The 13,884-nt window shown below is 72.5% G+C and carries 12 protein-coding genes; 3 read left to right on the top strand and 9 right to left on the bottom strand.

The genetic code is table 11. From position 1 onward, the window contains the following. Positions 1-33 precede the first annotated feature (33 nt). The 6 genes from whiA to OG753_RS12745 form a co-directional block, all read right to left on the bottom strand. Positions 34-1,029 (bottom strand): DNA-binding protein WhiA, encoded by a 996-nt coding sequence (whiA, locus tag OG753_RS12720; RefSeq protein ID WP_037792880.1) that lies wholly within the window; start codon positions 1,027-1,029, stop codon positions 34-36. Continuing rightward, complete coding sequence (gene yvcK / locus OG753_RS12725) at positions 1,020-2,084, bottom strand: uridine diphosphate-N-acetylglucosamine-binding protein YvcK (RefSeq protein WP_327261911.1); 1,065 nt, start codon at positions 2,082-2,084, stop codon at positions 1,020-1,022. The genes whiA and yvcK overlap by 10 nt, the downstream gene beginning before the upstream one ends. Further along, positions 2,081-3,028 carry an RNase adapter RapZ gene (gene rapZ / locus OG753_RS12730; protein ID WP_030388929.1) on the bottom strand — a complete coding sequence of 316 codons (948 nt, stop codon included), beginning with the start codon at positions 3,026-3,028 and terminating at the stop codon, positions 2,081-2,083. The genes yvcK and rapZ overlap by 4 nt, the downstream gene beginning before the upstream one ends. Then, a complete protein-coding gene (uvrC, locus tag OG753_RS12735) occupies positions 3,025-5,040 on the bottom strand; it encodes an excinuclease ABC subunit UvrC (RefSeq protein WP_327261912.1) in 2,016 nt (671 codons plus the stop codon). The genes rapZ and uvrC overlap by 4 nt, the downstream gene beginning before the upstream one ends. A gap of 249 nt (positions 5,041-5,289) precedes the next feature. Continuing rightward, positions 5,290-6,090: a hypothetical protein gene (locus tag OG753_RS12740; protein WP_405792627.1), complete on the bottom strand. Its 801-nt coding sequence runs from the start codon at positions 6,088-6,090 to the stop codon at positions 5,290-5,292. A 5-nt stretch (positions 6,091-6,095) separates the two neighbouring features. After that, entirely contained in the window at positions 6,096-6,704 is a 609-nt protein-coding gene (locus OG753_RS12745) for a papain-like cysteine protease family protein (protein WP_405788480.1), read from the bottom strand. Positions 6,705-6,933: 229 nt separating this feature from the next. Between OG753_RS12745 and OG753_RS12750 the strand changes: the two genes are divergently transcribed. Further along, the gene (locus OG753_RS12750; RefSeq protein ID WP_327261914.1) at positions 6,934-7,866 is read left to right on the top strand and encodes a hypothetical protein; all 933 of its coding nucleotides are present in this window, start codon (positions 6,934-6,936) and stop codon (positions 7,864-7,866) included. Positions 7,867-7,880: 14 nt separating this feature from the next. Here the strand turns inward: OG753_RS12750 and OG753_RS12755 are convergent, their stop codons facing one another. Further along, a complete protein-coding gene (locus OG753_RS12755; protein WP_383197740.1) occupies positions 7,881-8,312 on the bottom strand; it encodes a Rieske (2Fe-2S) protein in 432 nt (143 codons plus the stop codon). Between the two features lie 133 nt (positions 8,313-8,445). On the opposite strand from OG753_RS12755, the gene OG753_RS12760 reads away from it, so the two are divergent. After that, complete coding sequence (locus OG753_RS12760) at positions 8,446-9,321, top strand: carbohydrate kinase (RefSeq protein ID WP_405788482.1); 876 nt, start codon at positions 8,446-8,448, stop codon at positions 9,319-9,321. Positions 9,322-9,335: 14 nt separating this feature from the next. On the opposite strand, the gene OG753_RS12765 is transcribed toward OG753_RS12760, so the two are convergent. Beyond that, entirely contained in the window at positions 9,336-9,953 is a 618-nt protein-coding gene (locus OG753_RS12765; protein WP_405788483.1) for a TetR/AcrR family transcriptional regulator, read from the bottom strand. A 66-nt stretch (positions 9,954-10,019) separates the two neighbouring features. On the opposite strand from OG753_RS12765, the gene OG753_RS12770 reads away from it, so the two are divergent. Continuing rightward, a complete protein-coding gene (locus tag OG753_RS12770) occupies positions 10,020-10,670 on the top strand; it encodes an NAD(P)H-binding protein (RefSeq protein WP_327261918.1) in 651 nt (216 codons plus the stop codon). A gap of 184 nt (positions 10,671-10,854) precedes the next feature. On the opposite strand, the gene uvrA is transcribed toward OG753_RS12770, so the two are convergent. Then, the gene (gene uvrA, locus OG753_RS12775; protein ID WP_405788484.1) at positions 10,855-13,845 is read right to left on the bottom strand and encodes an excinuclease ABC subunit UvrA; all 2,991 of its coding nucleotides are present in this window, start codon (positions 13,843-13,845) and stop codon (positions 10,855-10,857) included. Positions 13,846-13,884 lie beyond the last annotated feature (39 nt).

Here is a 13,884-nt window from a genome sequence, read left to right on the forward strand (position 1 = left end):
CGCGGGCCCCTTCGGCCGAATCGACGCCCGTGCCTAGCCGGCCATGTTGTCGGCCAGCTCCTCGCTGAGGTCGAGGTTCGACTCGGTACCCGGAATGCCGAGGTCCTGGGCCCGCTTGTCGGCCATCGCCAGCAGGCGGCGGATCCGGCCGGCGACCGCGTCCTTGGTCAGCGGCGGGTCGGCGAGCGCGCCCAGCTCCTCCAGGGAGGCCTGCTTGTGCTCCATGCGCAGGCGGCCGGCCGCGGCCAGGTGCTCCGGGACCTCCTCGCCGAGGATCTCCAGCGCACGCTGCACGCGGGCTCCGGCGGCCACCGCGGCGCGCGCCGAGCGGCGCAGGTTGGCGTCGTCGAAGTTGGCCAGCCGGTTGGCGGTGGCGCGCACCTCGCGCCGCATCCGCCGCTCCTCCCAGGCCAGCACCGACTCGTGCGCGCCGAGCCTGGTCAGCAGGGCGCCGATGGCGTCGCCGTCGCGGACCACGACCCGGTCCACTCCGCGCACCTCGCGCGCCTTGGCGGCGATGGACAGCCTGCGGGCGGCGCCCACCAGGGCCAGGGCGGCCTCCGGGCCGGGGCAGGTGACCTCCAGGGAGGAGGACCGGCCCGGCTCGGTGAGCGAGCCGTGGGCCAGGAAGGCGCCGCGCCAGGCCGCCTCCGCGTCACAGGTGGCCCCGGAGACCACCTGCGGGGGAAGACCCCGGATGGGGCGCCCGCGGCCGTCCACGAGGCCCGTCTGGCGCGCCAGCTGGTCACCGCCGGCCACGACGCGGACCACGTAGCGGCTGCCGCGGCGCAGTCCGCCGGGTGCCATCACGACCAGGTCCGAGGAATGGCCGAAGATCTCCAGGATGTCCTTGCGCAGCCGTCTGGCCGCGATCCCGGTGTCCAGTTCCGCCTCGATGACGATGCGCCCGCTGACCAGGTGCAGCCCGCCCGCAAACCGAAGGATCGCCGAGACCTCCGCCTTCCTGCAGCAGGTCCGGGTGACGGGCAGGCGGGAGATCTCATCCTTCACCGCAGGCGTCATCGCCATGGGCCGATCCTTCCATGCATCCGAAAAATACGGTCGTACGCGGCGGCCAGCAGCTCCGGGTCGTGTTTCGGAGAGCCGTCCTGTCTGGCCACGGGCGCCAGCTCGACCGCGGCACCGAACCGTTTCGCGGCATCGGCGAGGGACTCGCGGTCGGGCACGGCGGCCTGATCGGCCAGCACCACGTCCAGGGCGAGTTTAGGGGCGTGTCGGGCCAAAACCTCCAAATGACGCTGCGGAGAGAAGCCCTCTGTTTCACCGGGCTGCGGTGCGAGGTTCAGCGAGAGCACTCGCCGGGCCTTCGTCTCCATCAGCGCGTCGAGCAGTTCCGGCACCAGCAGGTGCGGAATGACCGACGAGAACCAGGACCCCGGACCGAGCACCACCCAGTCGGCGTCCAGCACCGCGGCGACCGCTTCCGGTACGGCCGGCGGGTCGCTCGGCACCACCTGTACGGAGAGCACCTCGCCCGGGGTCAGTGCCACCGTGGCCTGCCCGCGGACGGTGTCCACGTCCTCGGGGCGGGCCGGGTGGTGCCCCCTGACCAGGGCCTGCAGCTCCAGCGGGACGGCCGACATCGGCAGCACCCGGCCCTGGGCGCCGAGCAGCTTGCCGACCAGGTCGAGGGCCTGTACGGGATCGCCGAGCTGTTCCCACAGGGCGACGATCAGCAGGTTCCCGACCGCGTGGCCGTGCAGGTCGCCCTCGGACTGGAAGCGGTGCTGGATCACCCGGGCCCAGGTCTGGCCCCAGTCGTCGTCCCCGCACAGTGCGGCCAGCGCCTTGCGCAGGTCGCCGGGCGGGAGCACGCCGAGCTCCTCGCGGAGCCGGCCGCTGGATCCGCCGTCGTCGGCGACGGTGACGACGGCGGTGAGGTCGCCCGTGATGCGGCGCAGGGCTGCGAGGGAGGCCGACAGGCCCTGGCCGCCGCCGAGCGCCACCACCTTGGGCGTGGCGCCGCGCCGGCGGCCGGAACGGCCGGAGCGGCCCACGCCGTCCTCGCCCCGTCCTGGGGTGAGGCGGCGCAGGCGGCTCAGCCGCGGGGTCCGTGCGGTCACTCGCGCCCCATGTCCCGGTGGACTACGACGGTCTCGACTCCCTCGGAGGCGAGGCGTGCGGCGAGCTTCTCGGACATGGCCACGCTGCGGTGCTTGCCGCCCGTGCAGCCGACCGCGATGGTCACGTACCGCTTGCCCTCGCGGCGGTAGCCGGTGGCGATGAGCTGCAGGAGCTCGGTGTAGCGGTCGAGGAACTCCTTGGCGCCGGGCTGGCTGAAGACGTACCCCGACACCTCCTCGTTGAGCCCGGTGAAGGGGCGCAGCTCGGGGACCCAGTGCGGGTTCGGGATGAAGCGGCAGTCGACGACGAGGTCGGCGTCGACGGGAAGGCCGTACTTGTAGCCGAAGGACATGACGGTGGCCCGCAGCTCGGGCTCCTCGTCCCCGGCGAACTGGGCGTCCATCTTCGCGCGCAGCTCGTGCACGTTCAGGCTGGAGGTGTCGATCACCAGGTCGGCGTCGCCGCGCAGCTCGCGCAGCAGGTCGCGCTCGGCGGCGATGCCGTCGGTGATGCGCCCGTCGCCCTGCAGCGGGTGCGGGCGGCGGACCGACTCGAAGCGGCGGACCAGCGCGTCGTCGGAGGACTCCAGGAAGACGATGCGGCGGGTGACGCCCTTGCTGTCCAGGTCGGCGAGGGACTCGCGCAGGGCGTCGAAGAACTGACGGCCGCGGACGTCGACGACGACGGCGATGCGCGCCACGTTGCCCTGGGAGCGGGCGCCGAGCTCGACCATGGTCGGGATCAGGGCCGGCGGGAGGTTGTCCACCACGAACCAGCCGAGGTCCTCCAGACACTTGGCCGCCGTACTGCGGCCGGCCCCGGACATGCCGGAGATGATCACCAGCTCGGGGATGGCCGCCTCGGCGGTCTCGCCGGGCTCCGCTGTCGTGCCGGTACTCACCTGTGCTCCGTCTCGGTCGTGCGTGGTCTCGTGCTCGGTCATTGCTCGGTCCCCCGTTCGGACGATGCTCCTGCTGACGCAGGAGTCTCATCCTCAATGATCTCTCCTGTGGCCGTGTTGACGGCAGGACCGGCGGGAACCGCTCCGGCGAGGGCCGCGGCCACGGTCTCGGCCGTCTTGCGGCCTATGCCCGGGACCTCGCAGATCTGCTCGATTGTCGCCTGTCTCAGCTTCTTCACCGAACCGAAGTGCTTGATCAGGGCCTGCTTGCGGCTCTCGCCGAGGCCGGCCACCTCGTCCAGCGGGCCGGATTTCAGCCGCTTGCCGCGTTTGTTGCGCTGGTACTGGATGGCGAAGCGGTGGGCTTCGTCACGTACCCGCTGGAGCAGGTAGAGGCCCTCGCTGGTGCGCGGCAGCACGACCGGGTCGTCCTCGCCGGGCAGCCAGACCTCCTCCAGCCGCTTGGCCAGACCGCACACGGCCACGTCGTCGATCCCGAGCTCCTCCAGGGCCCGCTTGGCGGCGGCGACCTGCGGCTGCCCGCCGTCGACCACGACGAGCTGGGGCGGGTACGCGAAGCGCTTGGGGCGCCCGTCGTCCTCGGGCACCTCCCCGCCCGCGTCGGCGTCCTCGGGGTCCCACTCCCCCGTCCTGAGCTTCTCCTGGAGGTAGCGGCGGAAGCGCCGGGAGACCACCTCGTGCATGGAGCGGACGTCGTCCTGCCCCTCGAAGGACTTGATCTGGAAGCGCCGGTACTCGCTCTTGCGGGCCAGCCCGTCCTCGAAGACGACCATCGACGCGACGACGTCGTCCCCCTGGAGGTGGGAGATGTCGAAGCATTCGATGCGCAGCGGGGCGCTGTCGAGCTCCAGGGCCTCGGCGATCTCCTCCAGTGCCCGGGAGCGGGTGGTCAGGTCGCTGGCGCGCTTGGTCTTGTGCAGGGCGAGGGACTGCAGCGCGTTGCGGTGGACGGTCTCCATCAGGGCCTTCTTGTCGCCGCGCTGCGGTATCCGCAGGCTGACCTGGGACCCTCGGCGGTCGGCGAGCCACTGGCCCAGTACGGGCGCGTCCTCCGGGAGCGCCGGGACCAGCACCTCCTTGGGGACGGCCTCGCCCTTCTCCTCGCCGTAGAGCTGCTGGAGGGCGTGCTCGACGAGCCCGGCCGTGTCGACGGCCTCGACCTTGTCGGTGACCCAGCCGCGCTGGCCGCGGACCCGTCCGCCGCGGACGTGGAAGATCTGCACGGCGGCTTCGAGCTCGTCCTCGGCCACGGCGATCAGGTCGGCGTCGGTGGCGTCGGCGAGCACCACGGCGTTCTTCTCCATCGCCCGGCGCAGCGCCCCGATGTCGTCGCGCAGCCGGGCGGCCTTCTCGTACTCCATCTCCTCGGCGGCCGCGTGCATGTCCTTCTCCAGCCGGGAGAGGTAGGTGCCGGTGCGGCCGGCCATGAAGTCGCAGAAGTCCTCGGCCAGTTCGCGGTGTTCCTCGGGGGTGACCCGGCCGACGCAGGGGGCGGAGCACTTGCCGATGTAGCCGAGCAGGCAGGGGCGGCCGATCTGGGCGGAGCGCTTGAACACGCCCGCGGAGCAGGTCCGGACCGGGAACACCCGGAGCATCAGGTCGACGGTCTCGCGGATGGCCCAGGCGTGTCCGTACGGACCGAAGTAACGCACGCCCTTCTTCTTGGGCCCGCGCATGACCTGGACCCTCGGGTACTCCTCATTGAGGGTGACGGCGAGGGAGGGGTAGCTCTTGTCGTCCCGGTACTTGACGTTGAACCGGGGGTCGAACTCCTTGATCCACGAGTACTCCAGCTGGAGCGCCTCGACCTCGGTGGACACCACGGTCCACTCGACGGAGGCGGCCGTGGTCACCATCGTGGCGGTACGGGGGTGCAGGCCGGCGACGTCCTGGAAGTAGCTGGCCAGACGCTGGCGCAGGCTCTTGGCCTTCCCGACGTAGATCACCCGGCGGTGCTCGTCGCGGAACTTGTAGACCCCCGGGGAGTCGGGGATCTGTCCCGGCTTGGGGCGGTAGCTGGAAGGGTCGGCCATGCCAACCACCCTACTGGCGCGCACCGACAACGGACCGTACGCCTCCGGCGCGGTCCGCGGATCCGGGCGGTCCGCCGCGCGGGCCTCCGGGGCCCGAGGCCGAGCCCTGCCTTTCAGCCTCGCCGGCGTTTGAGGCGCGGGTCCGGGCAGAGCCCGGCGAACCGGCCCCGCCGGCGTTTGAGGCGCGGCCGCGGCGGCGCGGCCGGACGTGCAGGGCCCGGCCCCATGAGGGCCGGGCCCTGCCGACGGCTATGCCATGGAGCGGCGGCGGCGCAGGAGCAGCACCCCCGCGCCGCCCAGCGCGAGCACACCGGCGCCACCGGCGCCACCGGCCACGGTCGCAACCGGGGTCCCGCCTGCCGCGGATCCCGCCGCGGAGCCTTCGGCGAAGCCGCCGGCCGCGCCGCGCTCGGCGTAGGCGGAGCCGGGGAGCTTGTCCCCGTACGCCGTGACGACCCGGGCCCGGTAGGCGGCCAGGCTCGTGCCCCCGGCGCCCACGGCCCGTACCGCGTCCTCGTCCAGCGGCAGCACCCTGCTGTCCGCCGTCACGTACCAGGCGTCGATCTGCGGCTCCCGGAACACCGTCCCACCGGGCAGTTTCGCCGCGCCGAGCTGCGCGTAGCGGAACTCGTCGTCGCCGGTGGCGATGTTCACCACCTCCCAGCCGACCTCCGTCCGGGCGGTCCACAGGGCGGCCTGCTGGCCGTCGGAGGAGACGGCTCTGCTGGCGAGGAACTCCAGCCGGGCGACGGGCGCGCCCGCCTTGCCCGCGACGAACTCCGGGGAGAGGTGGTTGACCGCGATCGCCTCGCCCTCGATCCGGGGCTGCGCGGCCGTGGCGGAGACCTTGCCCTCCCGGGCGAAGAAGCGGGAGAGCGTGGCCAGGGTGCCGGGCGCGGTGGCCGCCTCGGTGGCGGCGGCCCTGTGCTCGGCGGTGGCGGCCCGGGGCTGCGGGGCCGGGCCCCCCGGGGCGGCGACGGCCTGCGGGGCGAGGCCGAGGAGGGCGGTGGCGGCGATGACCGCGGCGGCGGCAGTGGCGCGCAGGGTCATGGCGGTCACGCCCCGATCCGGTAGAGGGAGTGGGTCCAGGAGAAGGTGCTGTTGTTGACGTACCAGGAGTGCGAGGCCCAGTTGTAGCGGTCGCTGGAGGGCCAGGGATCGCCCCAGTAGACCCAGTTGCTCGCGGTGTCGTAGCCGTAGACGACGTGCATGTGGCCGCCGCCGTTCGACCACTGGATCCGGGTCTCGACCGGCCGGTTCGCGTTGATCTCGGTCTGGACGGTGGAGTACTGGAGCCAGCCGTTGACGTACGAGCCGGGGCTGATGCCGGCCCAGCGCAGTCCGGTCTGGACGTTGCCGAGGGTGGCCTGGTTGTTGGGGCATTCGCTGCCCTGCTGGCGGTTGAAGGCGGCGTTGCAGAACTGGTTCTGGCTGTAGTTCCGGCCGAACCAGCTGGCGATGGTGTTGCCGCCCGCGGCCCAGCACCAGTTGGTCTTCGTCTGGGCCTGCATGGTGATGTTCAGGCGCTTGGCGGCGAGGGCGGATTCACTGCCGGCCTCGGCAGCGGCGGCGGTGCCGGTGCCGAGGGACAGGACGAACAGCAGCGCGGTGAGCACTGCGGTGAGCGCGGCGGCTGGGGAGAGCCGCCGGTTTCGGTTGCGCATCGCGTTCCTCCCAATGTGGGGAATGGGGGGTGGAGGAGCGCGTCCGGACGCTGTTCAGGAGCATCAGGGAGTTGTCGCGATCAGGTCAACACGCTTCAATACGCGGTGACATTGCGGTGTGAACGGTGGGGCTGTGGTGTGAACGGTTACTGCCGTGTCACCTGCTCTCCCGGAGCCGCCCCCGCAACCCCCCGCGCCGGCCCGTGTGAACGTTCACAGAGGAGTCGCCATGCCACCGACCGTCGATACGGCGGAACTCGGCCGGCTGCTGCGGGCCGGCCCCTTCCACCTCGCCCTGCGGGCCGCCCTTGCCGCGCGCGGACTGCCCCTGCACCGGGTGCAGCACCGGCTCGCGGCCCAGGGCATCAAGGTCGGCGTCACCAGCCTCAGTTACTGGCAGCAGGGCGCCCGGCGGCCGCGCCACCCGGAGTCGCTGCGGGCGGTCACCGCCCTGGAACGGATCCTGGAGCTGCCCGAGGGCTCCCTGCTGCGCCTGCTGACCGACCCGGAACCCGGCTCCGGGCCCGCCCGGCCGCCCACCCGCTCGTACCGGGCCCTGCTCAGAACGGGCAGGACCGTGGAGCGGCTGCTGGACGGGATGGACCTTCCGCCGGACGGCGGGCTGCACTCGGTCGGCCATCACGAGCGGGTCCGCATAGGACCGGCGGGCGAGCTGCGGGTCCGCGAGTCGCAGCAGATCGTCCGGGCGCACCGCGACGGGGTCGACCGCTACCTCGCCGTCCACCACGGCGACCCGGGATGCGACGTGTCCCGGATGCGCGTGACGGCGTACGAGAACTGCCGCACGGGCCGGGTGCGCTGCCACCCGGAGGCCGGACTGGTGGTCGCGGAGCTGCTCTTCGACGCTCGGCTGCGGCGCGGGGACACGCACGTCTTCGGCTACGGGATCGAGGACGGCACGGGCGCCCGCAGCCGCGAGTACGTGCGCGGTTTCAGCTACGCCGGCGGCCAGTACATGCTCCAGGTCAGCTTCGACGAAGCGGCCCTGCCGGTGCGCTGCCGGCGCTTCGTCCGCGGCGCGCCCGAGGCCGCGCGCACCGGCCTCGTGGACCTGACGCCGAGCGGCCGGCACCGGGCGGTGCACCTGGTCGAACAGTCGGTGCGGCGCGGGATCCTCGGGATCGCCTGGGACTGGGACTGACGTCCGGCCGCGGGTCAGCCCGCGACGAGCTTGCCGTTCTCGGCCCGGACCGGGACGGCGGGCAGCGGGTCGGAGGCCGGGCCGCGCAGGACCTTGCCGGTGTTCACGTCGAAGCGACTGCCGTGGCAGGGGCAGTTCCCCTCGCCTTCGACGATCTTGTCCAGGACGCAGCCGGCGTGCGTGCACTGGGCGCTGAACGCCTTGTACTGGCCCTCCGCCGGGCAGCTGACGATCAGCTTCTTCTCCCGGTACAGCTTCGCCCCGCCCACCGGGACGTCGGCCGCGGCGCCCAGGTCCACCGGCGCGGTGGGGGTGGCGGGGGTGTTGCCCCCGCTGTTGGTCTCGGTGGAGCAGGCCGCGAGGGTCACTCCGGCACCGGTGGCCCCGGCGAGCGCGGCGGCGCCCTTGAGGACGGTACGGCGGGCGGGCGACTGCGACGCGGACATGCGGTTCTCCTGGGCTGCGGGCGGGAAGCGGGGCCGGGTACGAACCGGGTACGGGCCGGCTGCACGGCCTCGGCCCGGGCCGGGACCCGGCCCACCCGACGATACCTCCGCCCCATGAGGTAGCTTCCCCCGCGTGATCGTCGTCGGCGGAGAAGCCCTCATCGACCTGGTGCCCGTGGCGCAGCCGCCCGGCGCGCTGCTGCCCCGGCCGGGCGGCGGACCGTACAACACCGCGCTCGCGCTCGGGCGGCTCGGCGCAGAGGTGGCCTTCTGCTCCCGGGTCTCCTCGGACGGCTTCGGCGAGAGCCTGCTGGCCGGGCTGCGGGCGGCCGGGGTGGACCTGTCGCTGGTGCAGCGCGGACCGGAGCCGACCACGCTCGCCGTGCCCTCGCTGGCCCCGGACGGCTCGGCCTCGTACGGCTTCTACGTCGAGGGCACGGCGGACCGGCTGTTCACGCTGCCGCCCGCCCTCCCCGAGGGGGTACGGGCCCTCGCGCTCGGCACCTGCTCGCTGGTCCTGGAACCGGGCGCGAGCGCGTACGAGGCCCTGCTGCGCCGGGAGTCGCGACGCGGGCTGCTGACCCTGCTGGACCCCAACATCCGGCCGGCGCTGATCGCGGATCCGGCGGCGTACCGCGCGCGCTTCCTGGAGCGGCTGCTGCCGCACACGAGCGTCCTCAAGCTGTCGGAGGAGGACGCCGCCTGGCTGGGCGGCCGGGTCGAGGACTGGCTCGCGGCCGGACCGTCGGTGGTGGTGCTGACCCGGGGCGCGGCGGGCCTGACGGCCTGGACGCGGGAGGGCGCGGAGCACTCGGCCGCGGCCCGTCCGGTGGCGGTGGCGGACACGATCGGCGCGGGCGACACCGTCAACGCCGCCCTGCTGCACCGGCTCACGGCCGCGCCGGGACGTCCGGTGGACTGGCCGGAGGTGCTGGCGCACGCCGCCCACGCGGCGGCCCTGACCTGCATGCGGGCGGGCGCGGAGCCGCCGTACGCGGCGGAGCTCTGACGGCCCGGCTCGGCTCACCTCAGCGCGGCCCACAGGGTACGGGCGACGGCCGGGGCGAACTCCTCGACGGGCTGGACCACATGGGCCCCGGAGAAGTGCAGGAAGAAGGCCCGCTGGAAGCAGGCTCCGAGCAGCAGCGCCGCGGCGGCCCGCGGGTCGGCTCCGGGCCGCAACCGGCCGGCTTCGAGCTCGCGCCGCAGCCACCCGGCCAGCGCGTCCAGGACCAGGTGCGGGCCCGCCCCGATCTCCAGGACGCCCTCGCGGTGGCGGGTGAGCAGAGCGGGCTCGGCGAAGAGCGAGGCGGCCATGGGCATGGCGTCCGCGTAGAAGAGCGAGGCGTGCCGGGCGATGGCGGTGAGCCCCTCCTCGACCCCGTCCGCGCCTTCCTTCTCCCCCGGTTCGGCCCGCAGGGCGGCCATGAGCGGGCCCGCGTTGGGGGTGCGCTCCATCAGCACGCGGACGAACAGCTCCTCCTTGTTCGCGAAGTACTTGTAGAGCGCGGCCTCCGAGCATCCGGCCTCGCGGGCGATGGCCTTGGTGGTGGCGTTGGCCAGGCCGCTGGTGCGCATGAGCTTCTCCGCGGCGTCGAGCAGCCGCTCGGGAGTGGGGCGGCTTGACTTGGGGGTGAGCATTCGCTCACCCTAGCGGAAGCAGGGGTGAGTAAGCACTCACCCACCTCTCGGTGCGGGGGTAGGGCCATGAAGATCACGGTGTTCGGAGCCACGGGCGGCGTCGGCCGCGAGGTCGTCCGGCAGGCACTCGACGCGGGACACGAGGTGACCGCCGTCGTACGGGACCCGGCACGGCTGCCGCTTCCCGCCCACGCTCGGCTGCGCGTGGCCACGGTGGCCGACGTGACCGACCCGGAGGCGGTGCTGTCCGTGGTGAGCGGACAGGACGCGGTGGTCTCCGCACTGGGCGCGGCGAACAACAAGCAGGCCCGGACGGCACCCGTCGCGGGCCCCGCCCTGAGAGCGATCACCTCGGCCATGGACCGATCGGGAGTGCGCCCGCTGTCGGCCGTGAGCGCCGCACCGGTCGGCCCGCTGCCGGAGGGCGAAGGCGTCTTCACGCGGGCCGTGGTCTACCCGCTGCTGCGCAGACTGCTCCGGGACATCTACGCGGACCTCGCCGTCATGGAGGCGGCGATGGACGCGAGCGGTACCCGGTGGACGGTCGTCCGGCCGCCGATGCTGCAGAACAAGCCGCGCACGGGCACCTACCGCCGTGCGATCGGCGCCAACGTGCGCGGCGGCCGGGTCATCCCGCGCGCGGACGTCGCGCACGCCCTCCTGGCCACCCTGACGGACCCGGCCTGCACCGGCCGCGCGGTGGGCATCGCCTCCTGAGGTCGCGTCCCGTCCGCACAGTCCCGGCCGGCCCGCGACGAAGGGCCCGCCCCGGCGCGGCCCGGGTGTGGCCCGGGCGGACGCGGGGCGCGGCCCGGGCGGACGCGGGGCGCGGCCCGGGCGGACGCGGGAGGGCCCGGCCATCGGCCGGGCCCTCCTGTCGGACACGAACACGGCGCGGCGGCTACGCCTTGCGCGCCCGGGCCGTCGTCTTCTTGGCCGGGGCCGCCTTCTTGGCGGCGGCCTTGGTCGCCACCGCCTTCTTCGCCGGAGCCTTCTTGGCCGGGGCCTTCTTCGCCGCCGGCCCCGCCACGGGCGCCCCGTCCGACACGCGGTCCGCTCCCAGGATGTCCCGCAGGAACTTGCCCGTGTGGCTCGCGCCCACCGAGGCCACCGCCTCCGGCGTGCCCTCGGCCACCACGAGACCGCCGCCGTAGCCGCCCTCCGGGCCCATGTCGATGACCCAGTCCGCGGTCTTGATGACGTCGAGGTTGTGCTCGATGACGATCACCGAGTTCCCCTTGTCCACCAGCCCCGAGAGCACCTTGATCAGCTTCGAGATGTCCTCGAAGTGCAGACCGGTGGTCGGCTCGTCCAGCACGTAGACCGTCCGGCCCGTGGACCGCTTCTGCAGCTCGGAGGCCAGCTTCACGCGCTGCGCCTCACCGCCCGACAGGGTCGGCGCGGACTGGCCGAGGCGGACGTAGCCCAGTCCGACCTCGTTGAGCGTCTTGAGGTGACGCGCGATGGTCGGCACCGCCTCGAAGAAGCCCAGCGCCTCCTCGATCGGCATGTTCAGGACTTCCGCGATGGACTTGCCCTTGTAGTGGACCTCCAGCGTCTCCCGGTTGTACCGGTCGCCGTGGCAGACCTCGCACGGGACGTAGACGTCCGGCAGGAAGTTCATCTCGATCTTGATCGTGCCGTCGCCGGCGCAGTTCTCGCAGCGGCCGCCCTTCACGTTGAAGGAGAAGCGGCCCGGCAGGTAGCCGCGGACCTTCGCCTCCATCGTCTCCGCGAAGAGCTTGCGCACGTGATCAAAGACGCCCGTGTACGTCGCCGGGTTGGACCGCGGCGTCCGGCCGATCGGCGACTGGTCGACGTGCACGACCTTGTCGACGAGCTCGTCGCCCTCCACCCGCGTGTGCCGCCCGGGCACCGAGCGGGCGCCGTTCAGCTCGCGCGCCAGGTGCGTGTAAAGGATGTCGTTGACCAGCGTCGACTTGCCCGAGCCCGACACACCGGTCACGGCCGTGAGGACACCCAGCGGGAAGGACACGTCGATGTCCCGCAGGTTGTTCTCCTTGGCGCCGTGGACGGTCAGCTTGCGCTCCCCGTTCACGGGCCGGCGGATGTCCGGGATCTCGATGGACTTCTTGCCCGACAGGTACTGGCCGGTCATCGACTCGGCGTTCTTCAGCAGGTCCTTCAGCGAGCCGCTGTGGACCACCTTGCCGCCGTGCTCGCCCGCGCCCGGACCGATGTCCACGACCCAGTCGGCCACCTTGATGGTGTCCTCGTCGTGCTCGACCACGATGAGGGTGTTGCCCATGTCCCGCAGCCGCACCAGGGTTTCGATCAGCCGGTGGTTGTCCCGCTGGTGCAGACCGATGGAGGGCTCGTCCAGCACGTAGAGCACGCCGACCAGGCCGGAGCCGATCTGGGTGGCGAGCCGGATGCGCTGGGCCTCGCCGCCCGACAGGGTGCCGGCGGCCCGGTTGAGGGAGAGGTAGTCGAGACCGACGTCCACGAGGAAGCGGAGCCTCTCGTTGACCTCCTTCAGGACCCGCTCGGCGATCTTCTTGTCGCGGGCGTCGAGGCGCATCCGTCCCAGGAAGTCCGCGCACTCGCTGATCGACATGGCGGCGACCTCGGCGATGGACTTCTCCATCACCGTCACGGCGAGCACGATCGGCTTGAGGCGGGTGCCCTCGCAGGTCGGGCAGTTCACTTCGCGCATGTAGCCCTCGAAGCGCTCGCGGCTGGCGTCGCTCTCCGACTCCGCGTGCCGTCGCTTGACGAACGGCACGGCGCCCTCGAAGGCCGTCGTGTACGCGCGCTCGCGGCCGTACCGGTTGCGGTAGCGGACCTCGATCTGCGTCTTGTGCCCGTACAGCAGGGCCTTCTTCGCGCGCACCGGCAGACCGGCCCACGCGATGTCGGTGCGGAAGCCCAGCTCCTCGGCGAGCGCGCCGATCAGCCGCTGGAAGTAGTCCTTGGTGTGGCCGAGCGACCACGGCGAGACCGCGCCCTCGTCCAGGGACTTGTCCTCGTCCGGAATGATCAGCTCGGGGTCCACCTCCATGCGCGTCCCGATACCCGTGCACTCGGGGCAGGCGCCGAAGGGCGAGTTGAAGGAGAAGGAGCGCGGCTCCAGCTCCTCGAAGGACAGGTCGTCGTAGGGGCAGTAGAGGTGCTCGGAATACATCCGCTCACGCTCGGGGTCGTCCTCGGCGAGGTCGACGAAGTCCAGGATCACCATGCCGCCGGACAGGCCGAGGGCGGTCTCCACGGAGTCCGTGAGCCGGCGCTTGGCGCTCTCCTTGACGGTGAGGCGGTCGATGACCACCTCGATGGTGTGCTTCTCCTGCTTCTTCAGCGTGGGCGGCTCGGAGAGCTGGATGGTCTCCCCGTCCACCCGCGCCCGGCTGTAGCCCTTGGTCTGGAGGTCGGAGAAGAGATCGACGAACTCTCCCTTGCGCTCGCGCACCAGCGGCGAGAGCACCTGGAAGCGGCTGCCCTCGGGGAGCGCGAGCACCTTGTCGACGATCGCCTGCGGCGACTGGCGCGAGATGGGCCGGCTGCACTCGGGGCAGTGCGGCTTGCCGATGCGGGCGAAGAGCAGGCGGAGGTAGTCGTAGACCTCGGTGATGGTGCCCACGGTCGAGCGCGGGTTGCGCGACGTCGACTTCTGGTCGATCGAGACGGCCGGGGAGAGGCCCTCGATGAAGTCGACGTCGGGCTTGTCCATCTGCCCGAGGAACTGGCGGGCGTACGACGAGAGCGACTCGACGTAGCGGCGCTGCCCCTCGGCGAAGATCGTGTCGAAGGCCAGGGAGGACTTGCCCGACCCGGAGAGTCCGGTGAAGACGATGAGTGAGTCGCGGGGCAGGTCGAGCGAGACGTTCTTCAGGTTGTGCTCGCGAGCGCCACGAACGATGAGACGGTCGGTCACGCCGGTCCGCACCTTTCTTGAGAGAGCGGGGGCACGGGC

Source organism: Streptomyces sp. NBC_00029, from assembly GCF_045160505.1.
GTDB lineage: Bacteria > Actinomycetota > Actinomycetes > Streptomycetales > Streptomycetaceae > Streptomyces.

What these genes read in the sequence shown, in the direction of transcription:
- rapZ (WP_030388929.1), bottom strand. Translation starts at nt 3,028, where the DNA reads ATGACCGAGCACGAGACCACGCACGACCGAGACGGAGCACAGGTGAGT.
- OG753_RS12740 (WP_405792627.1), bottom strand. Translation starts at nt 6,090, where the DNA reads ATGACCCTGCGCGCCACTGCCGCCGCCGCGGTCATCGCCGCCACCGCC.
- OG753_RS12745 (WP_405788480.1), bottom strand. Translation starts at nt 6,704, where the DNA reads ATGCGCAACCGAAACCGGCGGCTCTCCCCAGCCGCCGCGCTCACCGCA.
- OG753_RS12770 (WP_327261918.1), top strand. Translation starts at nt 10,020, where the DNA reads ATGAAGATCACGGTGTTCGGAGCCACGGGCGGCGTCGGCCGCGAGGTC.
- whiA (WP_037792880.1), bottom strand. Translation starts at nt 1,029, where the DNA reads ATGGCGATGACGCCTGCGGTGAAGGATGAGATCTCCCGCCTGCCCGTC.
- OG753_RS12765 (WP_405788483.1), bottom strand. Translation starts at nt 9,953, where the DNA reads ATGCTCACCCCCAAGTCAAGCCGCCCCACTCCCGAGCGGCTGCTCGAC.
- OG753_RS12755 (WP_383197740.1), bottom strand. Translation starts at nt 8,312, where the DNA reads ATGTCCGCGTCGCAGTCGCCCGCCCGCCGTACCGTCCTCAAGGGCGCC.
- OG753_RS12750 (WP_327261914.1), top strand. Translation starts at nt 6,934, where the DNA reads ATGCCACCGACCGTCGATACGGCGGAACTCGGCCGGCTGCTGCGGGCC.
- uvrC (WP_327261912.1), bottom strand. Translation starts at nt 5,040, where the DNA reads ATGGCCGACCCTTCCAGCTACCGCCCCAAGCCGGGACAGATCCCCGAC.